Genomic DNA, 19,402 nt, shown 5'->3' with positions numbered 1-19,402 from the left:
CGGGTACGCACCATTTTGGCACACACGCCCGCCATGATAGCTGGGTCACACCTGCATTATGCCGTTTGTGCATAGGCCAGTGTTTAACAGCATTGGCCCAAAAACTCCCACAAGCCTAGCATTCGCAGCGTTCCGGCCAGTTCCGGGTCCATATCGAGATGATTTCCGTCATGTCCTCCGCTGCATCATTCCGCACAGAAAAAGACCTGCTTGGCGTACTCGAAGTACCTGCTCAAGCGTATTACGGCATCCAGACCCTGCGAGCGGTGAATAACTTCCGCCTCTCGGGCGTTCCGATTTCGCATTACCCGAAATTGGTGGTCGGCCTGGCAATGGTCAAGCAAGCAGCCGCTGACGCCAACCGCGAGTTGGGCCAGCTCAGCGAAGCCAAGCACGCTGCCATCAGCGAAGCCTGTGCCCGCCTGATCCGTGGCGATTTCCACGAAGAATTCGTGGTGGACATGATTCAAGGCGGCGCTGGCACTTCAACCAACATGAATGCCAACGAAGTCATCGCCAACATCGCGTTGGAGGCCATGGGCCACAACAAGGGCGAATATCAGTACCTGCACCCCAACAACGACGTGAACATGGCGCAGTCGACCAACGACGCCTACCCGACCGCGATCCGCTTGGGTCTGCTGCTGGGCCATGACGCGCTGCTGGCCAGCCTCGACAGCCTGATCCAGGCGTTCGCCGCCAAGGGCGTCGAGTTCAGCCAGGTGCTGAAAATGGGTCGCACCCAATTGCAAGACGCCGTGCCGATGACCCTCGGCCAGGAATTCCGCGCCTTCGCCACCACCCTCGGTGAAGACCTGGCCCGCCTGAAAACCCTGGCGCCTGAGCTGTTGACCGAAGTGAACCTGGGCGGCACCGCCATCGGCACCGGCATCAACGCCGATCCGCGCTACCAGGCCCTGGCCGTGCAGCGCTTGGCACTGATCAGCGGCCAGCCGCTGGTACCGGCTGCCGACTTGATCGAAGCCACCTCCGACATGGGCGCCTTCGTGCTGTTCTCCGGCATGCTCAAGCGTACCGCGGTGAAACTGTCGAAGATCTGCAACGACCTGCGCCTGCTGTCCAGCGGCCCACGCACCGGCATCAACGAGATCAACCTGCCGGCACGTCAGCCAGGCAGCTCGATCATGCCCGGCAAGGTCAACCCGGTGATCCCGGAGGCTGTTAACCAAGTGGCGTTCCAAGTCATCGGCAACGACCTGGCCCTGACCATGGCAGCCGAAGGCGGCCAGCTGCAGCTGAACGTGATGGAACCGCTGATCGCGTTCAAGATCTTCGACTCGATCCGCCTGCTGCAACGCGCCATGGACATGCTGCGCGAGCACTGCATCGTCGGTATCACCGCCAACGAAGCACGCTGCCGCGAACTGGTGGAGCACTCCATCGGCCTGGTCACCGCGCTGAACCCGTACATCGGTTATGAAAACGCCACCCGCATCGCGCGCATCGCCCTTGAAAGCGGTCGTGGTGTGCTGGAGTTGGTGCGCGAAGAAGGCTTGCTCGACGACGCCATGCTCGACGACATCCTGCGCCCCGAAAACATGATTGCCCCACGTTTGGTCCCGCTGAAGGCCTAAGCGTTTGTTGCACCGCTCACCAGGTTGAGGGACTAGACACCTCTCACCTTTTGAGGGCTTGGAGAACCATTCTCCAGGCCCTTTTTTTTGCCTGTCGTAAAGCCTCGACAGATACAAAAGCAAGCGCCCTCTTTTTCGTGTGTAAAGTCCTGCGCGGACGTTGCAGACACAGATGCTTTCTCCTTGCCAGGGCTGGAAACCTGATAGCAGGAGCACTCAGTACGGAGGATGGAGCCTTCCAGCGCAATCTATGGTTTTTGAATGTGCTGTTAGCTATGGTTGGCGCAGGGCTTGTCGCACTCACGGCCAGGGTCAAATTCTTTAGTAAAATGGAACTTTATAATGAAAAAGAATGATGATTTTTTTACTGCTGAGGGCTACCGCCTGAACGCAGACAAGCGCCTGCTGGACCTGGACTTTATCCATGGGTTTCTCGTCCAGTCGACGTGGGCCAAAGGCATTACCCGTGACCGTGTGCAATTAAGCATTGATAACAGTTTATGCATGGGCGTCTATCACCATGAGCGGCAAGTCGGCTTTGCCCGGCTGGTGACGGATTTTGCGACGTTCGGCTATTTGTGCGATGTGTTTGTCGACGAACAATATCAAGGTAAAGGCCTGGGCCGCTGGGTGTCCGAAGGCATACTGGCGGGCCCCGAGGCCGAGCAGCTGCGCCGCATCATACTGGCCACTACGACAGCGCCGTGGCTGTATGAAAAGATGGGCTTTGTGCCGGTTAACCAACCGAACTACATCTGGCAAGTCTTCCGCTCCGATATCTACCAGCGCTGAAACCTCGTTAAACCCCGCCTGGGGAACCACCCCGGGCGTGAGCGTTCATCGGTCCATAAGCCGGTGGTCACTGACCGCTGCATCTTCCTTTAATCGCCTCATGCAGACGTATGCCGTTCGGCTAGGTATAGTGCGGCCCCTCTTCGCGTCTGCGGCCGTCGGTAACGAGGCCCGGATACAACGCGAAAGCGCATGAATAACAACACCCGCAAAAGGATTGGGGCGAAGCGTCGTGCACTGCCTGGTGCCGAGCGACGCGTCGGACCGTCCTGCGTTTGCCATTAGAAAAATCAGCGAGGAACACTCCATGCTCGAAGTCATCAACGACTTCCTCTCAGGGAAAGTACTGATCGTGCTCATTGTCGGGCTCGGCGGTTATTTCACGATCCGCTCGCGTTTCGTTCAGTTGCGTCACTTTTTCCACATGTTCTCGGTGTTTAAAGACAGCCTGAAGAGCAGCGCCGGCCAACTCAGCTCGTTCCAGGCGCTGATGCTCAGCCTGGCCGGCCGCGTCGGTGCCGGTAACATCGCCGGTGTCGGCATTGCCGTCACCCTGGGTGGCCCGGGTGCCGTGTTCTGGATGTGGGTCACCGCGTTGGTGGGCATGTCCTCGAGCTTTATCGAATGCTCGCTCGGCCAGCTGTATAAGCGCACCGACGCTGAAGGCACTTACCGCGGTGGCCCGGCCTACTACATCCAGCACGGCCTGCATAAGCGCTGGCTGGGTATGGTCATGGCGTTCCTGTTGCTGGTGACCTTCGGTTTCGCCTTCAACGGCCTGCAAGCCCACGCCGTGACCCACTCGCTGAACAATGCTTTTGGCCTCGACACCACCTACACCGGCCTCGCGCTGGCCGTATTGCTGGGCCTGGTGTTCATCGGCGGGATCAAGCGTATCGCCTCGATCGCCGACCTGCTGGTGCCGGTCAAGACCCTGGTCTACATCGCCGTGACCCTCTACGTGATCGTGCTGCAATTCGACCACGTGCCGGCCATGCTCGCGACCATCGTCAAGAGCGCTTTCGGCCTCGACCAAGCCTTTGGTGGCCTGGTGGGCAGCGCAATCATCATGGGTGTGAAGCGCGGCGTGTTCGCCAACGAAGCCGGTTTGGGCAGTGCGCCTAACGTGGCAGCCGTGGCCTCGGTAGAACACCCGATCGCCCAAGGCGTGGTCCAGGCATTCAGCGTGTTCCTCGACACCTTCGTGATCTGCACCTGCACCGCGTTGCTGATCCTGCTCTCCGGTTTCTACACCCCAGGTTTTGAAGGCGACGGCATTGCCCTGACCCAGAACTCCCTGGCAGCCGTGGTCGGCGACTGGGGCCGCATGTTCATTTCGGTGGCCCTGGCGTTGTTCGTGTTCACCTCGATCATGTACAACTACTACCTCGGTGAGAGCAACCTGCGCTTCCTGGTGGGCAACAACCGCAAGGTGCTGATGGGCTACCGCGCGTTGGTGCTGGTGCTGATTTTCTGGGGTTCCATCGAGAACCTGGGTACCGTGTTCGCCTTCGCCGACATCACCATGACCATGCTGGCGTTCGTCAACCTGTTCGCCCTGGCGTTCCTGTTCAAGATCGCCATGCGCATACTGAATGACTACGACGGCCAGCGGGCTGCGGGCATCAAGACGCCAGTGTTCGATTCCAGCAAATTCCCTGACCTGGACCTGGACCGCAAGGCCTGGCCGGCAAATCCAGCGAAGCCTGAGCCTGGCGCTCAAGCATCGGCTGAACTGAACGCTCAAGCGCAACGCTGAGCGTAGAAGCCTAGATAGATGACACGCCGCCCGGCCTTGGGCATGCTCTGGGCCCGGCGGCGTTTTTCGTTCAGGAGAATTCTCGATGTCCAAAGCTAACAACATCATGGTGCTCTACACCGGCGGCACCATCGGCATGCAAGCCAGCGCCAACGGCCTGGCCCCGGCTTCCGGCTTCGAGGCGCGCATGCGCGAACAGCTTGCCGACCTGCCAGTGCCTGCCTGGCGCTTCCGGGAAATGGCGCCGCTGATCGACAGCGCCAACATGACCCCCGCTTACTGGCAGCGCCTGCGCACCGCTGTGATTGAAGCCGTGGACGACGGCTGCGACGCCGTGCTGATCCTGCACGGCACCGATACGTTGGCCTACAGCGCGGCGGCGATGAGTTTCCAACTGCTGGGCCTGCCCGCGCCGGTGGTGTTCACCGGCTCGATGCTCCCCGCTGGCGTGCCTGACAGCGATGCCTGGGAAAACGTCAGCGGCGCCCTGCTGGCATTGGGCGAAGGCCTGGCACCGGGCGTGCAGCTGTACTTCCACGGCGCGCTGATGGCGCCGACCCGATGCGCGAAGATTCGCAGCTTTGGTCGCCATCCATTTGCTGCCTTGCAGCGTAATGGCGGCGTAGCCAAGGCCGATGCACTGCCGCCAGCCCTGGATTATCGCCAACCCAAAGCGCTGGCCAACGTCGGCGTGCTGCCGCTGGTGCCGGGTATCGCCGCTACGCAGTTAGATGCACTGATCGACAGCGGCATTCAGGCGTTGGTGCTGGAATGCTTCGGCAGCGGCACTGGGCCGAGCGATAACCCGGCGTTCCTCGCCAGCCTCAAACGCGCGCAGGACCTGGGCGTGGTCGTGGTGGCGATCACCCAATGCCATGAAGGCGGCGTGGAACTCGACGTCTACGAAGCCGGCAGCCGTCTGCGCGGCGTGGGCGTGCTGTCCGGTGGCGGCATGACGCGCGAAGCGGTGTTCGGCAAGCTGCAGGTGCTGCTGGGTGCCGGGCTGGCGACCAGCGAGGTACGCCGCCTGGTAGAACTGGACCTGTGCGGCGAACTGAGCTGACCGGCATGTAACTTGCTCCACTTCCAGCCATCCCCTGGCTGGAAGTTCCCATGCTGCACTCCCACCTCACCACCCTCAATGCCGTTTCCCTGGTCCTCAGCACGTTCAAGGCCGAAGGCTTGCCCTTTGAAGCGCTGCTGGCCGGCAGTGGCATCTGTGCGGCGGACTTGAGCCGCGCGGACACGCGCATCACCACCAATCAGGAAATGCGCGTATGCGCCAACGCCGTGGCCCTGCGCCGGGATGTGGGCCTGGAGTTGGGCCGGCAGATGCATGTCTCGGCCTACGGCATGCTCGGTTACGCCCTGCTCACCAGTGCCACCTTCGGTGACGCTTTGCGCCTGGCGTTGCGTTATCCGGCGCTGCTGGGAACACTTTTCGAGCTCAGCCTTGAAGAAGACGCTGAGCGCATCTGGTTCACCGCCAGCGACTACCGGGAAAACCCGAGCCTTGCGATGTTCAACGTCGAACTGTGCCTGGCGTCGCTGAAGGTCATCTGCGACGACTTGCTCGGCCAACCGCTGCCGCTGCTCGCCGCGCGCTTTGAACACAGCGCACCGGATTATCACGCACGCTACAGCGAGTGCTTTGCCTGCTCGCTGCATTTTGAAACCACCACCAACGCGTTCGCCTTCGACAAACACTGGTTGGACCACCCCCTGCCTCTGGCCGACGCGGTCACTCACCAGGCCATGGCCGAGCGTTGCCGCAAGCAGAACCTGGAATTCACCGGTCGCCAGGCCTGGCTCGGCAGAATCCGCCAACTGCTCGCCAGCCAACTCGGCGCGGCGCCGGGGATTGAAGGCCTGGCCGAACAGATGAACTGCTCGGCCCGTACCTTGCGTCGACACCTGCATGACCTGGGCTGCAGCTACCAGGAACTGCTCGACGAGCTGCGCTTCGAGCGAGCCAAGCAATGGCTGGCCGAAGATGAACTGCCCATCTACCGGATCGCCGAGCAACTCGGCTTCAGTGAAACCGCCAGTTTTCGGCACGCCTTCGTGCGCTGGAGCGGCGTGGCGCCCAGCCAGTTCCGGCCCTGATGCCTGTTGAGAGAGCATGGCCGCGCCATTTCGGGGCGAATTGAGGACAGATAATTTGGCCAGATTTATCCCCTTTTGGCCGCTCCTGCCATTCTCATAAAACCCGCCCGCCGCAAGACTGCATCCACCGATACAGCCTGCGGAGAACAATAAATGCTGACGATCTACTCGGACGATCACCACCTGCATCACGGCCGTTGCGAATTGATGGACGGGCAACTGATGCCCTGCTTCGAAATGCCATCACGCGCCGATCATGTGTTGCAACGGGTCAAGGACCGCGAGCTGGGCCCAGTTCAGGCACCGCAGGACTTTGGCCTGGCACCGCTGCAACGCATTCACAGCCGCGACTACCTCGACTTCTTCAAAGGTGCCTGGGCGCGCTGGACCGAGTTCGGCCAGGACGGCGACTTGCTGCCCTACACCTGGCCTGCCCGCACCCTGCGCCGGGTACTGCCTGCCAGCCTGCACGGCCAACTGGGTTATTACAGTTTTGACGGCGGCGCACCGATTACTGCCGGCACTTGGCAAGCGGCCTACAGCGCCGCGCAAGTCGCCCTGACGGCGCAACAGGCAATCGCACAAGGTGCAAGCGCCGCCTTTGCCCTGTGTCGCCCGCCGGGGCACCACGCCGCCAGCGACTTGATGGGCGGTTATTGCTACCTCAACAACGCGGCCATTGCCGCTCAGGCATTTCTCGACCAAGGCCATAAAAAGGTCGCGATTCTCGACGTGGATTACCACCACGGTAATGGCACGCAGTCGATTTTTTATGCCCGCAGCGACGTGCTCTTCACCTCGATCCATGGGCACCCAGAAGCGGAGTTTCCGTTTTTCCTGGGGTATGCCGACGAACTGGGAGAAGACGCCGGCGAAGGCTTCAACTTCAACTACCCGTTGCCGGCAGGTTCCGGCTGGGATCGCTGGAGCGCGGCACTTGAAGAAGCCTGCACTGAGATTGAGCGCTACGGCGCCGACATCATCGTCGTTTCCCTGGGTGTGGATACATTCAAAGACGACCCCATCTCGCAATTCAAACTCGACAGCCCTGACTACCTGGCGATGGGTGCGCGCATCGCCCGCTTGGGCAGACCCACGCTGTTTGTGATGGAAGGCGGCTACGCCGTGGAAGAAATCGGCATCAACGCCGTCAACGTGCTCGAAGGTTTTGAGGAGTCCGCCCAATGAACATGCTCAAGTCACTCGTCCTCTGTGCAGCCGTTCTCGGCGGCGCGGCCCACGCCGAAGAGAAAACCCTCAAGGTCTACAACTGGTTCGACTACATCACCCCCAAGGCGCTTGAAGACTTCAAGGCACAGCACCCGCAGGTCAAGCTGGTGTACGACATCTTCGACACCAACGAAGCCCTTGAGGCCAAGTTGCTCACCGGCAACTCGGGCTATGACGTGGTGGTGCCGTCCAACGTGTTCCTGGCCAAGCAGATCGAAGCCGGCGTGTTCCAGCCGCTGGACCGGAGCCAGTTGCCCAACTGGAACCACCTCGACCCCAAGCTGATGAAGCTGATCGAAGCCAACGACCCCGGCAATAAATTCGCCGTGCCCTATATGTACGGCACCATCCTGATCGGCTTCAACCCGGCCAAGGTCAAAGCGGTGTTGGGCGATAACGCGCCGGTGGACAGTTGGGACCTGATCTTCAAGGAAGAGAACATCAGCAAACTCAAACAATGCGGGGTCGCCCTGCTGGATTCGCCCTCGGAAATCCTGCCCCTGGCCTTGCAACACCTGGGCCTGGACCCCAACAGCAGCAACCCCAAGGATTACGTCAAGGCTGAGGCGCTGTTGATGAAAATCCGCCCCTACATCACCTACTTTCACTCGTCCAAATACATGGCTGATATCGCCAACGGCGACATCTGTGTGGCCGTGGGTTATTCCGGTAGCTTTTCCCAAGCCTCCAACCGCGCCAAAGAGGCCAAAAATGGCGTAACCGTGGACATGCGCCTGCCCAAAGAAGGCGCGCCGATCTGGTTCGACATGCTCGCCATTCCCAAGGGCGCGCAAAACCCGCAGGACGCCTACACCTTTATCAACTACCTGCTGCAACCCCAGGTGATCGCGCCGATCAGTGATTTTGTCGGCTACCCCAACCCGAACAAGGACGCCACCGAGTTAGTCGACCCGGCAATTCGCAATAATCCCAACCTGTACCCAACCGAGGCGGCCATGGCCACGCTGTATACCTTGAAGCCATTGGGGCGTGATGCGGAACGGGCCAGAACGCGGGCCTGGACCAAGATCAAGTCGGGGACCTGAACCGACAGGCAAACTCAGCCAGGGCGGGCGCCCCATGCCTGCCTTAAGCGCGACAGCGCCACGGCGATATCCGCTTCGGGCACGGCGGCGAAGCCCAGCACCAGCCCGGCACGCTGATCGACCGGCGTGGTGGACTGGGGCAGCCAATAGCTGCTCAAGCCGTTGACCTCGACGCCTGCCGCGTGGGCCTGGACCAGCAATTGCTGCTCGCGCGCCAGGCTGTCCACGCGCACCGTCAGGTGCAGCCCCGCCGCAACGCCGAGCAGTTCGCTGACACCTGGCAACCCTTTGGGCCAACCGGCGAGCAAGGCGTTTCGCCGACTCAACGCCGCACGCCGCATGCGGCGGATATGCCGCTGGAAATGCCCGGCGGCCATAAACTCCGCCATCACCGCCTGGGTACTCACTTCGGAATGGCGCATGTCCACGGCGCGGCGCCGGGTAAAAGCGTCCACCAGGCCGGGTGGCAATACCAGATAACCGAGGCGCAGCGCCGGGAACGCCACCTTGCCGAAGGTGCCGACATACAACACTCGCCCACTACGATCCAGCGCCGCCAACGGCGACAGGGGCGCGCCGCTGTAGCGGTACTCACCGTCATAGTCGTCCTCGATGACCCAGCCGCTCGTACGTTCAGCCCAGGCCAGCAGCTCCAGGCGCCGCGCCAGGCTCATCACCACACCCAGCGGGTACTGATGAGAAGGCGTGACATACGCCACACGACAGTCATCCAGTGTGTTGAGCACTTGGCAATCAATCCCCTCGCCGTCCACCGGTACGCCTTGCAGTCGCCCACCCGCCAGGGCAAATGCATGCCCAGCCGCGCGATAGCCCGGGTTTTCCACCGCCACCCGGTCTCCCGGCTCCACCAGCAACTGTGCACAAAGGCTGATTGCCTGCTGCGCACCACAGGTGATTACAATTTGCTCAGCCGAACACTGCATGCCCCGCGAGCTGCGCAGGTAAGCGGCGATCAAACCGCGCAGACGGCCGTCACCTGCCGGGTCGCCATAGCAAAGCTGTTCCAGGTCAGGCTTGCGCCAGAACGCCCCATTCAGCTTGGCCCAGACCTCAAACGGAAACAGATCAAAGGCCGGCACACCCACGCGAAATGCCCGAGGCGGCCCCGAGGGAGGCAGGGAAAGATGGTTATTTTTGACCCGCGCCACGCCCGCACTGTGGATAACTTCATTGTCGAGATCTTCCGGAAAATCCGCCCATTTTGTGGATAAGGCTGTGGGTAAGCCTGTGGAAAACCCTGTGGATACTTTTGTGGATAGTTTTTTTGGCGTGGGCAATTGGGCGACATACGTGCCATCACCCACCCGGCTCTCAATAAACCCCTCCGCATACAACTGATCGTAGGCGCGCACCACACTGTTGCGGGAGATCGACAGTGCTGCCGCCAAGTCGCGGGTGGCGGGCAACCGCGTGCCACTGACCAGCCGCCCGTCCAGCACCCGATGGCGCAACGCGCCGTAGAGTTGGCGAGTCAGGCCCTGACGGCGATCCAGCTCAATGCCTGCGGGGTTGAATAACAGCGGCGGCGAAATAGGCGGCATATTGGACCCATGAAATTGGCGCTAGATGGCTCTTACAACGAACCATTAGCCTGCCTAGGATGCAGGCATTCGCCAAGGAAAATTTCATGTACACACCACGCGCCTTTGCCCTCGAAGATTTGCCTGAACTGCAGCAACTGATCCAGCACACCCGCCTGGCGCAGTTGGTCACCTTCGGTGAGCAGGGCTTGCAAGCCAGCCACTTGCCGCTGCTGCTCAACCCCGATGAAGGCCCGTATGGCACGCTCTATGGGCACCTCGCCAAGGCTAATCCGCAGTGGCGCGAGCTGCAAAATGGCAACGAAGCCCTGGTGATCTTTGCCGGTGCCGAAGGCTATGTCAGCCCGGCGTTTTACCCGTCCAAGGCCGAGCACGGCAAAGTGGTGCCTACCTGGAATTACCTCGCTGTACATGCCTATGGCAAAGCCGAGGTGTTTACCGACGCCGAGCGCCTGCTGACCGTGGTCAGCGCCCTCACCGACCGTCACGAAGGCCGCCGCGCCCACCCCTGGAAAGTCAGCGACGCGCCGGCCGACTACATCGACGGCATGCTCAAGGCCATCGTCGGCTTCGCCCTGCCGATCGAGCGCCTGCTCGGCAAGCGCAAACTCAGCCAGAACCGCAGCCCGGCCGACATCGCCGGCGTACGCGAGGGCCTGGCCGCCAGCGTGGATGTGCGCGACCAGACCCTCGCCCGCTTTATTCCCCAAGGAGTTTCAGAATGAGCCAGATCGATATTCGCCAGGTAACTGCCGCCGACCACGGCGCCTGGTTACCCCTGTGGCAAGCGTATTTGACGTTTTACAACACCGAACTGCCGGACGCTGTCAGCCAAAGCACCTGGCAACGCCTGATCGACGCCAACGAGCCGACTCACTCGGCCCTCGCCTGGCAGGACGGCAAGGCAGTGGGCATGGTCAACTTCATCTACCACCGCTCCAACTGGAGCATCGAAAACGCCTGCTACTTGCAGGACTTGCTGGTGGACCCGGCGCAACGCGGCACCGGCGTGGGGCGTAAGCTCATCGAATTCGTCTACGCCACCGCCAAGGACGATGGCTGCTGCAAGGTGCATTGGCTGACTCACGAGACCAATGCCACGGCGATTCAACTGTATGAACGCATTGCCGAACGCCCCGGTTTCATTCAATTTCGCAAAGGTCTTTAAGGAGCGCAGCATGCCTATCTCACCCGCCGATTGGAAAGGCGTCCCCGCGCCCACGGTTCAATTGCTGGAAGGGCGCTACATCCGCCTGGAAAAACTCGACCCGGCCCGCCATGGCGACGAACTGTTTCAAGCCCTTCATGGCCCCGGCGCCGACCCTAAGCTGTGGGACTATTTGCCCTACGGCCCGTTTGCCGAACGCGCCGCGTTTGATACCTGGCTCAACAACCATGCCCAGCACAACGATCCGTATTTCTTCAGCGTAATCGACCGCACCAGCGGCGACGTCCAAGGCATCCTCAGCCTGATGTCCATCGTCCCGGCCCAGGGCCGTATCGAAATCGGCCACGTCACCTTCGGCGCGCCGATGCAGCGCTCACCGAAAAGCACCGAGGCCGTGTACTTGCTGGCCAAGTACGCTTTCGAACAGGGCTACCGTCGCCTGGAATGGAAGTGCAACAACGGCAATGCTCGCTCTAAATACGCGGCCGAGCGCTTGGGGTTCAGTTTTGAAGGCGTATTCCGCCAGCACATGGTCGTGAAGGGGCAGAACCGCGATACGGCGTGGTATTCGATCCTGGATTCGGAATGGCCGAAGGTCGCGGCTGGCTTTGAAGCGTGGTTGTCCGAGGCGAATCAGAGTGGGGACGGCCAACTGAAAACACTGGCCGAGTGCCGAGCCTGACGCTCACTGACAACACAGAACCACACTTTAGATCGTCAGCGATTTCAAACGATGGGTTCAGCCGCCTTTGCCCACCTTGCAGTCCAACGCCTTCAAGGCATCACACCCATCCGCAACAACAGATGCGCTGACGGGGCAATGGCAGATGAGTTTTTAATCGCGCCGGACTAGAGAAAGCTCCCGCAAACCAAGGGTCGATTACCTGACAGTTATCACCCCGCTATCTCGCTAAATTCCCGGCCTCATTCATCAGAGGTCGGGATTACATGCCCTTTACACATCACAGACTTGCCCTTCTCATGGCCCTCGCGATCAGTGCCGCCAGCCTTCAATCCGCACAGGCGCAAGGTGATATCGCCTTCACACCCTACGTATTTGATCCCCTCCCGGCACTTAACAATGCGTGGTTTTACACCCCTCCAGTGCAAGCGCCCTCAATCGACGGTTACCTCACTCGCCAGGCCACCACGCATAACGGCCTGCAGGTCGCCAAGGTCCTGGAGCCCGCGCTGAGTCGCCTGCTGGAATCCGGTGAGTTGACCAGAAGACAGATCAACGCACTGGAACGGTTCGGTGACGATCTTGCTGCCCAACCCGGAGGAATCGGTGCAGTTCTCGAACAATTGGCGGGCAGCCAAAATGCCAATCTGGCTGGCGCAACCCAGGCCATCACCGGAAAAATCAGCAACCAATTGCTCTCAACCCTGCGCACGCTGCCCACCAATGGCGATGGCCACTTTTGGGTGCAAGGCCTGGGCGACGACGGCAAGCTCGACAAACAGAACGGCAGCGACGGGCTCAAACATGACACCAAAGGCCTGATGCTGGGCGCCGATTGGGCGGTGGCTGACGCCTGGAGAGTCGGTGTGATGGGCGCAAAATCCTCCAGTGAGCTTCAAGCTCAACGCTTTCGGGCCGAACTCGACAGCTTGCACCTGGGCGGTTACGCCGTGCGCGAGGACGGCCCTTTGGCCCTGCGCCTGGGGGCGATCTACAGTGCCCATACCGGGGAGAACAAACGCAGCGTCAACCTGCTTGATTACAAAGAGCAGCTCAAAGGCCGTTACAACGCCCAAAGCCAAAGCGTATTTTCCGAACTGGGCTATCAACTGGGCAGTGCAGACTTACGCGTGGAGCCCTTCGCAGGCCTCGGCTATCAGCGCTATCACCGCGGCAGTTTCAAGGAAAGCGGTGGCCTGACCGCGCTGAACGCAGGCTCACAAACCCAACAGAACCTGAGCAGTACCTTTGGCCTTCGTCTGGCCACGGTGTATCGGTTCGACAACCGGATGAGCCTCACACCCCACGTGAGTACGAGCTGGAAACACCTCTACGGCGAAGTCGATAGCCAGGTGCGCCAATCGTATCGCTACACGCCCGGACTCATTGATGGTTTCACCCTCAACGGCACCTCGCTGGACCGTAATAGCCTGGATATGCAGGCGGGCCTGGACCTCGCCTTATCCAGCCAACACACCGTCGGCCTGACCTATAACGCACAAACCGGCAGCCAAAGCCAAAGCCAGGGCCTGATGGGGCAATGGAAGATGAATTTTTAACGGCGCCCAGCGATAAATTCGAGGCAAAAAAAAGGGGAGCACCTGCCCCCCCGAGGATTAAGCGATAGTGTCGAAGGCTGAATCAGCCTTCGATTTCAATCAGGATTTCGCCAGGATTGACCCGGTCGCCCTTGGCCACATGAACGGCGGTCACCTTGCCGGCGATCGCGGCCTGCACTTCGGTTTCCATCTTCATGGCTTCAGTAATCAGCACGGCCTGGCCGGCCTTGACCACGTCGCCTTCCTTGACCAGCACGTCGACGATATTGCCCGGCATCGCGGTGCTGACATGGCCCGGCTCAGTGGCGTGCTTGCGCTTGCTGCCGCCGCTGCTGACAAACTCGTTGAGCGGTTCGAACACCACTTCTTCCGGCATGCCGTCGATGGACAGGTAGAAGTGACGCTTGCCTTCGGCCTTCACGCCAACACCCGTAATGTCGACACGGTAGCTTTCGCCGTGCACGTCGATAACGAATTCGGTCGGTACGCCTTCGCCACCGGCACGGGCCACACCGCCGGCCTCAGGGATCGGCAACAGCACTTCCGGCGCCAGGGTGCCGGCGTCGCGTTCTTCGAGGAACTTGCGACCGATGTCGGGGAACATGGCGTAGGTCAGCACGTCTTCTTCGGACTTGGCCAACGCACCGATTTCGCCACGCAGCTTGGTCATTTCCGGCTTGAGCAAATCAGCCGGGCGATGGTCGATCACTTCTTCGCTGCCGATGGCCTGGCGACGCAGTTTTTCGTTCACGGTGCCCGGCGCTTTGCCGTAGCCGCCTTGCAGGTAGAGCTTCACTTCGTTGGTGATGGTCTTGTAGCGCTCGCCGGCCAGTACGTTGAAGAACGCCTGGGTACCGACGATCTGCGAAGTCGGCGTCACCAATGGCGGGAAGCCGAGGTCTTCACGCACCCGTGGGATTTCGGCCAGCACTTCGCTCATGCGGTTGAGTGCGCCCTGCTCTTTCAACTGGTTGGCCAGGTTGGAAATCATCCCGCCCGGCACCTGGTTGACTTGCACACGGGTGTCGACAGCGGTGAACTCGCTTTCAAACTGGTGGTACTTCTTACGCACCGCGTAGAAGTACAGGCCGATTTCCTGCAGCAGTTCCAGGTCGAGACCGGTGTCGAACTCGCTGCCTTTGAGGGCGGCGACCATCGACTCGGTGCCAGGGTGGCTGGTGCCCCAGGCGAAGCTGGAAATGGCGGTGTCGATGTGGTCGGCGCCGTTTTCGATGGCCTTGAGTTGGCACATCGCAGCCAGACCCGCCGTGTCATGCGAGTGAATAAAGATCGGCAGGCTTTGCTCGGCCTTCAACGCTTTGACCAGTTCGCCAGTGGCGTACGGGGTCAACAGCCCGGCCATGTCCTTGATCGCCACCGAGTCGCAACCCATGGCTTCCATTTGCTTGGCCTGGGCCACAAACGCGCCGATGGTGTGCACCGGGCTGGTGGTGTAGGCGATGGTGCCCTGTGCATGTTTGCCGGCGGCTTTGACCGCTTCGATGGCCACGCGCAGGTTACGCACGTCGTTCATCGCGTCGAAGATGCGGAACACGTCGATGCCATTCACGGCGGCCTTGGCGACGAAGGCTCTGACCACGTCGTCGCTGTAGTGGCGGTAGCCCAGCAGGTTCTGGCCGCGCAGCAGCATTTGCAGACGCGTGTTAGGCAATGCGGCGCGCAGTTTGCGCAGGCGCTCCCACGGGTCTTCTTTCAAAAAGCGTACGCAGGCGTCGAAGGTCGCGCCGCCCCAGACTTCCAGCGACCAGTAGCCGACTTTGTCGAGCTTGTCGCAGATCGGCAGCATGTCGTCGGTGCGCATGCGGGTGGCCAGCAACGATTGGTGGGCGTCGCGCAGGATGGTGTCGGTTACGAAGATCTTTTTAGTCATTGGTATCTCCTCATAGCGGCAAGTCTCAAGCTACAAGCTGCAAGAAAAAGCCAATCTGCTTTTACTTGCCGCTTGTAGCTAAAGGCTCGCAGCTGTTTCATTCATAGGCCTGCGTGGGCGGCGATGGCGGCGGCGATGGCCAGGGCCAGCTCTTCGGGTTTGCGCTTGATCGAGTAGTTGGTCAGCTCAGGATGGCTTTCCACAAAGCTGGTGTTGAACTGGCCGCTGCGGAATTCCGGGTTGCGCAGGATTTCCTGGTAGTAGGCGGCCGTGGTCTTCACGCCTTGCAGGCGCATGTCGTCCAGGGCACGCAGGCCGCGGTCCATGGCTTCTTCCCAGGTCAACGCCCATACCACCAGTTTCAGGCACATGGAGTCGTAGAACGGCGGAATGGTGTAGCCGGTATAAATCGCCGTGTCGGTGCGCACGCCGGGGCCGCCGGGCGCGTAGTAACGGGTGATCTTGCCGAAGCTTGGGAGGAAGTTGTTCTTCGGGTCTTCGGCGTTGATGCGGAACTGCAACGCGAAGCCACGGTGCTGAATGTCTTCCTGCTTCACCGACAACGGCAGGCCCGACGCGATGCGGATCTGCTCACGCACGATGTCGATGCCGGTGATTTCTTCGGTGATGGTGTGTTCCACCTGCACCCGGGTGTTCATCTCCATGAAGTACACCTCGCCCTCGGCGAGCAGGAACTCCACGGTGCCGGCGTTCTCGTAGCCCACGGCCTTCGCGGCGCGCACCGACAGGTCGCCGATGTAGGCGCGCTGTTCAGGGGTCAGCTGCGGGCTGGGGGCGATTTCGATGAGCTTCTGGTTACGGCGCTGGATCGAGCAATCACGCTCGAACAGGTGCACCACGTTGCCAAAGCTGTCACCGAGGATCTGCGCCTCAATATGCTTGGGATTGACGATGCATTTTTCCAGGAACACTTCCGCCGAGCCGAACGCCTTGGTGGCTTCGGATATAACGCGGGGGAACGCTTGTTCAAGTTCTTCGCGGCTGTTGCAACGACGGATACCGCGACCGCCACCACCGGAGGTGGCCTTGAGCATTACCGGGTAACCAATGCGGTCGCCTTCGGTCAGGGCTTCGGCGATGTCCGCAACGTTGCCTTCGGTGCCCGGCGTGACCGGCACACCGGCCTTGATCATGCTGCGGCGCGCTTCGGTCTTGTCGCCCATGCGGCGAATGACTTCTGCCGACGGGCCAATGAATTTGATGCCGCGTTCGGCGCAGATGTCCGCCAGCTCGGCGTTTTCCGACAGGAAACCATAGCCGGGGTGCAACGCATCACAACCGGTTTCCACCGCCAGGTTCACCAGCTTGCGCGGGTTGAGGTAACCGGCCAGGGGCTCGGCACCAATGCTGTGGGCTTCGTCGGCACGTTTGACGTGCAACGCATGGCGGTCGGCGTCGGAATAGACCGCGACCGAGCGAATGCCCATCTCGGCGCAAGCACGCACGATTCGTACGGCAATTTCACCACGGTTGGCGATCAGGATCTTTTTTATCACTTGGAAATTCCCTTGAGCCGATTGCTGCGTTCTTCAACCCTTTGGATCCGGGTCGGCGCGTGACCAAATGTTTCATGACAGTCGCGAGACACACACTATGCGCACCGGAGGATTAACAAAAATCAATAATTATTGGGTCGTGCATAAGTAAAGACTTATAGTTGGCCGAACGGCCCCAGGCGAGAGCACTTAGATAATGCGTAAGTCATTGATGCGTATTACATTACGCCAATTGCAGATTTTTAATGAAGTCTGTGATTTGCGTTCCTACAGCCGCGCAGCCGAAGAAATGTCCCTCACACAACCGGCCGTTAGCCTACAAATTCGCCAGCTGGAAGAACTGATCGGCCAGCCGCTGTTCGATTATGTCGGCAAAAAGCTCTACATGACCGAGGCTGCCGAAGCCTTGCAACGGGCCAGCCGCGATATTTTCGGGCGCCTGGAAAACCTCGATATGCAGCTGTCGGACATGCAGGGCTCGCTGCAGGGGCAGTTGAAACTGGCCGTGGAATCCAGCGCCAAGTACTTTGTGCCGCACCTGTTTGCCGCCTTCAAGCGCCAGCATCCGGAGGTGCAGTTGCACCTGACGGTGGTCAACCGGGCCCAGGTGATTCGCCGGCTTTCAGATAACCGGGATGACCTGGTGATCATGTCCATGGTGCCCCAGGACATGGGCCTGGAATTCCTGCCGTTTCTCAACAATCCGATTGTTGCCGTGGCGCCGCCTGATCATCCGTTGAGCCTGCAAGGACCGCTTCGCCTTCAGGACCTGGAGCCTTACACGCTGCTGATACGTGAACCGGGTTCCGGCACGCGACTGGCCTGCGAGGAGTACTTCAAGGAAAAACGCGTGCACTTCACCCAAACGGTGGAGGTGGCTTCGGCCGAGGCGCAGCGTGAGTGTGTGAGCGCAGGGTTGGGCGTGGCGCTGCTGACGCGCCACGCGGTCAACCTGGAACTGGCCACCGGCGGGCTCAATGAGCTGCCGGTGGAGGATCTGCCGCTGTACCGCAGTTGGTGCCTGGTGCAAGCCAAAGCCAAGCGCCTGTCACCGGTGGCCCATGCGTTCCTGGGCTTTATCCGCAGCGAACGGGTGCAGATCAGCGCGTTGGCTGAACGCTTCGCTGGGCAGCCGCGGGTGCCTGCCAGTGGAGTTCCGGGTAGTCACTGATGCTCTGGAGCAATTGACGCTCCTCGCAACGGTCTTCGATTGCGCGACGGAACGCCATGCGGCGCTGGTCTTCCTGCTGACGACGGGTTTTGACGGTGCTGCTGTCTTCGTATTGCCGGGCCATTTTGAGTCTCCCAATGCGAGTACGGGGAGGTCAGGATGGGCGCGCGGGATGACGGTTTGGCGGCGCGGGGGTTACAGGACGATGAATCTTCGGAAACTGGCGCAAAGCCAATGTGGGCTGGCTTGCGATAGCGGTGCATCAGCCACCCAATATGGCAACTGGCAGACCGTAATCGCAGGCAAGCCAGCTCCCACATGTTTGACCGCGTTCAGCCGCTGATCAGTCGTCGAGGGCTTTGACGGATTTAGGCGAGAGACGAAGGCTGCGCAAGCTGCGCTTCACGCTCTTGAGGTGGTTGACCAGGCTCGGCCCGCGCGCCATGGCCACGCCCATCGCCAGCACGTCGATCACCACCAAGTGGGCGATGCGCGAGGTCAACGGCGTGTAAATTTCGGTGTCTTCGTGCACATCGATCGCCAGGTTGACCGTGGACAGCTCCGCCAACGGCGTCTGGCTCGGGCACAGGGTGATCAGCGTCGCGCCGCTTTCACGCACCAAGTTGGCGGTAATCAGCAAGTCTTTGGAGCGACCGGACTGGGAAATGCAGATGGCCACGTCAGTCGGTTTCAGCGTGACCGCCGACATCGCCTGCATGTGCGGGTCGCTATAGGCCGCTGCGGTGAGCAGCAGGCGGAAGAATTTGTGCTGGGCATCCGCAGCAACGGCACCCGACGCACCGAAGCCATAAAACTCCACGCGCTGCGCCTGGGACATCGCCGTCACGGCCTTCTGCAGCTCCACAGGGTCGAGCTTCTCGCGCACTTCCATGAGGGTGTGCAAGGTGGTGTCGAAGATTTTCAGGCTGTAGTCGGCGACGGAATCGTCTTCGTGAATCGCAAACTGCCCGAAGCTCGCACCGGCAGCCAGGCTCTGGGCCAGTTTGAGTTTCAAGTCCTGGAACCCGGAGCAACCGATGGCGCGGCAGAAGCGCACGATGGTCGGCTCACTGATGCCCACGCTGTGGGCCAGGTCGGCCATGGAACTGTGCATCACAGCCGCAGGATCAAGCAGCACGTGATCGGCAACCTTGAGTTCCGATTTGCGTAACAGGTGGCGCGACTGGGCGATATGTTGCAACAGGTTCAAAGGACAGGACTCTTGTTATTGGCGGGTGCCAGGGATGTAGCAAGCTTGTAGTTATACTACAAGAATTGCCGTTTTGCCCGTCCGATGCATCACTAAATCGCCCTGCTGCCCTCT

17 protein-coding genes are annotated in these 19,402 nt (G+C 60.6%); 12 read left to right on the top strand and 5 right to left on the bottom strand.

The features are described 5' to 3' along the window. Positions 1-170 precede the first annotated feature (170 nt). The 7 genes from aspA to ACI77D_RS22810 all read left to right on the top strand — a co-directional run bounded on the left by aspA (position 171) and on the right by ACI77D_RS22810 (position 8,528). A complete protein-coding gene (gene aspA / locus ACI77D_RS22840) occupies positions 171-1,595 on the top strand; it encodes an aspartate ammonia-lyase (protein WP_407017544.1) in 1,425 nt (474 codons plus the stop codon). Between the two features lie 342 nt (positions 1,596-1,937). After that, the gene (locus tag ACI77D_RS22835) at positions 1,938-2,387 is read left to right on the top strand and encodes a GNAT family N-acetyltransferase (protein ID WP_064454770.1); all 450 of its coding nucleotides are present in this window, start codon (positions 1,938-1,940) and stop codon (positions 2,385-2,387) included. Positions 2,388-2,694: 307 nt separating this feature from the next. Next, positions 2,695-4,146 (top strand): sodium:alanine symporter family protein, encoded by a 1,452-nt coding sequence (locus ACI77D_RS22830; RefSeq protein WP_064454771.1) that lies wholly within the window; start codon positions 2,695-2,697, stop codon positions 4,144-4,146. A gap of 85 nt (positions 4,147-4,231) precedes the next feature. Then, on the top strand, positions 4,232-5,209 hold the full coding sequence (locus ACI77D_RS22825) for an asparaginase (RefSeq protein WP_407017543.1): 978 nt from the start codon (positions 4,232-4,234) through the stop codon (positions 5,207-5,209). Positions 5,210-5,259: 50 nt separating this feature from the next. Continuing rightward, entirely contained in the window at positions 5,260-6,252 is a 993-nt protein-coding gene (locus ACI77D_RS22820; protein WP_407017542.1) for an AraC family transcriptional regulator, read from the top strand. A 153-nt stretch (positions 6,253-6,405) separates the two neighbouring features. Continuing rightward, positions 6,406-7,440, top strand: coding sequence for a histone deacetylase family protein (locus ACI77D_RS22815; RefSeq protein WP_407017541.1), 1,035 nt, complete (start codon positions 6,406-6,408; stop codon positions 7,438-7,440). Further along, the gene (locus ACI77D_RS22810) at positions 7,437-8,528 is read left to right on the top strand and encodes a polyamine ABC transporter substrate-binding protein (RefSeq protein ID WP_407017540.1); all 1,092 of its coding nucleotides are present in this window, start codon (positions 7,437-7,439) and stop codon (positions 8,526-8,528) included. Before ACI77D_RS22815 ends, ACI77D_RS22810 begins: the two co-directional genes overlap by 4 nt. Before the next feature lie 14 nt (positions 8,529-8,542). Here the strand turns inward: ACI77D_RS22810 and ACI77D_RS22805 are convergent, their stop codons facing one another. Beyond that, a complete protein-coding gene (locus ACI77D_RS22805) occupies positions 8,543-10,090 on the bottom strand; it encodes a PLP-dependent aminotransferase family protein (protein ID WP_407017539.1) in 1,548 nt (515 codons plus the stop codon). Positions 10,091-10,176: 86 nt separating this feature from the next. Here ACI77D_RS22805 and ACI77D_RS22800 point away from each other — a divergent pair, with 86 nt between their 5' ends. The 4 genes from ACI77D_RS22800 to ACI77D_RS22785 all read left to right on the top strand — a co-directional run bounded on the left by ACI77D_RS22800 (position 10,177) and on the right by ACI77D_RS22785 (position 13,499). Next, complete coding sequence (locus ACI77D_RS22800; protein ID WP_407017538.1) at positions 10,177-10,815, top strand: FMN-binding negative transcriptional regulator; 639 nt, start codon at positions 10,177-10,179, stop codon at positions 10,813-10,815. Beyond that, on the top strand, positions 10,812-11,258 hold the full coding sequence (locus ACI77D_RS22795) for a GNAT family N-acetyltransferase (protein ID WP_064454778.1): 447 nt from the start codon (positions 10,812-10,814) through the stop codon (positions 11,256-11,258). Before ACI77D_RS22800 ends, ACI77D_RS22795 begins: the two co-directional genes overlap by 4 nt. Positions 11,259-11,268: 10 nt before the next feature. Continuing rightward, the gene (locus ACI77D_RS22790; protein WP_407017537.1) at positions 11,269-11,940 is read left to right on the top strand and encodes a GNAT family N-acetyltransferase; all 672 of its coding nucleotides are present in this window, start codon (positions 11,269-11,271) and stop codon (positions 11,938-11,940) included. Positions 11,941-12,206: 266 nt separating this feature from the next. After that, entirely contained in the window at positions 12,207-13,499 is a 1,293-nt protein-coding gene (locus ACI77D_RS22785) for an autotransporter domain-containing protein (protein ID WP_407017536.1), read from the top strand. A gap of 82 nt (positions 13,500-13,581) precedes the next feature. On the opposite strand, the gene oadA is transcribed toward ACI77D_RS22785, so the two are convergent. Together oadA and ACI77D_RS22775 are read right to left on the bottom strand one after the other, a co-directional pair. After that, on the bottom strand, positions 13,582-15,390 hold the full coding sequence (oadA, locus tag ACI77D_RS22780; protein WP_064454781.1) for a sodium-extruding oxaloacetate decarboxylase subunit alpha: 1,809 nt from the start codon (positions 15,388-15,390) through the stop codon (positions 13,582-13,584). A 101-nt stretch (positions 15,391-15,491) separates the two neighbouring features. Then, positions 15,492-16,907, bottom strand: coding sequence for an acetyl-CoA carboxylase biotin carboxylase subunit (locus ACI77D_RS22775; protein ID WP_003213442.1), 1,416 nt, complete (start codon positions 16,905-16,907; stop codon positions 15,492-15,494). A 196-nt stretch (positions 16,908-17,103) separates the two neighbouring features. On the opposite strand from ACI77D_RS22775, the gene ACI77D_RS22770 reads away from it, so the two are divergent. Further along, entirely contained in the window at positions 17,104-18,078 is a 975-nt protein-coding gene (locus ACI77D_RS22770) for a LysR family transcriptional regulator (protein WP_407017535.1), read from the top strand. Here the strand turns inward: ACI77D_RS22770 and ACI77D_RS22765 are convergent. After that, positions 18,008-18,202 (bottom strand): PA3496 family putative envelope integrity protein, encoded by a 195-nt coding sequence (locus tag ACI77D_RS22765; protein ID WP_082895969.1) that lies wholly within the window; start codon positions 18,200-18,202, stop codon positions 18,008-18,010. The two genes, ACI77D_RS22770 and ACI77D_RS22765, sit on opposite strands and share 71 nt — an antisense overlap. 219 nt (positions 18,203-18,421) lie before the next feature. Beyond that, on the bottom strand, positions 18,422-19,288 hold the full coding sequence (gene hexR, locus ACI77D_RS22760; protein ID WP_010168370.1) for a transcriptional regulator HexR: 867 nt from the start codon (positions 19,286-19,288) through the stop codon (positions 18,422-18,424). Positions 19,289-19,402: the final 114 nt, after the last annotated feature.

Source organism: Pseudomonas sp. O39, from assembly GCF_045447295.1.
In the GTDB taxonomy this organism is placed as follows: domain Bacteria; phylum Pseudomonadota; class Gammaproteobacteria; order Pseudomonadales; family Pseudomonadaceae; genus Aquipseudomonas; species Aquipseudomonas antarctica_A.
The sequence above is the reverse complement of the archived record's forward strand: the minus strand, read 5'-3'. Positions and strand labels throughout refer to the sequence as shown.

Excerpts from the sequence above, each read along its gene's own strand:
- aspA (WP_407017544.1), top strand. The coding sequence starts at position 171 with ATGTCCTCCGCTGCATCATTCCGCACAGAAAAAGACCTGCTTGGCGTA.
- ACI77D_RS22835 (WP_064454770.1), top strand. The coding sequence starts at position 1,938 with ATGAAAAAGAATGATGATTTTTTTACTGCTGAGGGCTACCGCCTGAAC.
- ACI77D_RS22830 (WP_064454771.1), top strand. The coding sequence starts at position 2,695 with ATGCTCGAAGTCATCAACGACTTCCTCTCAGGGAAAGTACTGATCGTG.
- ACI77D_RS22825 (WP_407017543.1), top strand. The coding sequence starts at position 4,232 with ATGTCCAAAGCTAACAACATCATGGTGCTCTACACCGGCGGCACCATC.
- ACI77D_RS22820 (WP_407017542.1), top strand. The coding sequence starts at position 5,260 with ATGCTGCACTCCCACCTCACCACCCTCAATGCCGTTTCCCTGGTCCTC.
- ACI77D_RS22815 (WP_407017541.1), top strand. The coding sequence starts at position 6,406 with ATGCTGACGATCTACTCGGACGATCACCACCTGCATCACGGCCGTTGC.
- ACI77D_RS22810 (WP_407017540.1), top strand. The coding sequence starts at position 7,437 with ATGAACATGCTCAAGTCACTCGTCCTCTGTGCAGCCGTTCTCGGCGGC.
- ACI77D_RS22805 (WP_407017539.1), bottom strand. The coding sequence starts at position 10,090 with ATGCCGCCTATTTCGCCGCCGCTGTTATTCAACCCCGCAGGCATTGAG.
- ACI77D_RS22800 (WP_407017538.1), top strand. The coding sequence starts at position 10,177 with ATGTACACACCACGCGCCTTTGCCCTCGAAGATTTGCCTGAACTGCAG.
- ACI77D_RS22795 (WP_064454778.1), top strand. The coding sequence starts at position 10,812 with ATGAGCCAGATCGATATTCGCCAGGTAACTGCCGCCGACCACGGCGCC.
- ACI77D_RS22790 (WP_407017537.1), top strand. The coding sequence starts at position 11,269 with ATGCCTATCTCACCCGCCGATTGGAAAGGCGTCCCCGCGCCCACGGTT.
- ACI77D_RS22785 (WP_407017536.1), top strand. The coding sequence starts at position 12,207 with ATGCCCTTTACACATCACAGACTTGCCCTTCTCATGGCCCTCGCGATC.
- oadA (WP_064454781.1), bottom strand. The coding sequence starts at position 15,390 with ATGACTAAAAAGATCTTCGTAACCGACACCATCCTGCGCGACGCCCAC.
- ACI77D_RS22770 (WP_407017535.1), top strand. The coding sequence starts at position 17,104 with ATGCGTAAGTCATTGATGCGTATTACATTACGCCAATTGCAGATTTTT.
- ACI77D_RS22765 (WP_082895969.1), bottom strand. The coding sequence starts at position 18,202 with ATGGCCCGGCAATACGAAGACAGCAGCACCGTCAAAACCCGTCGTCAG.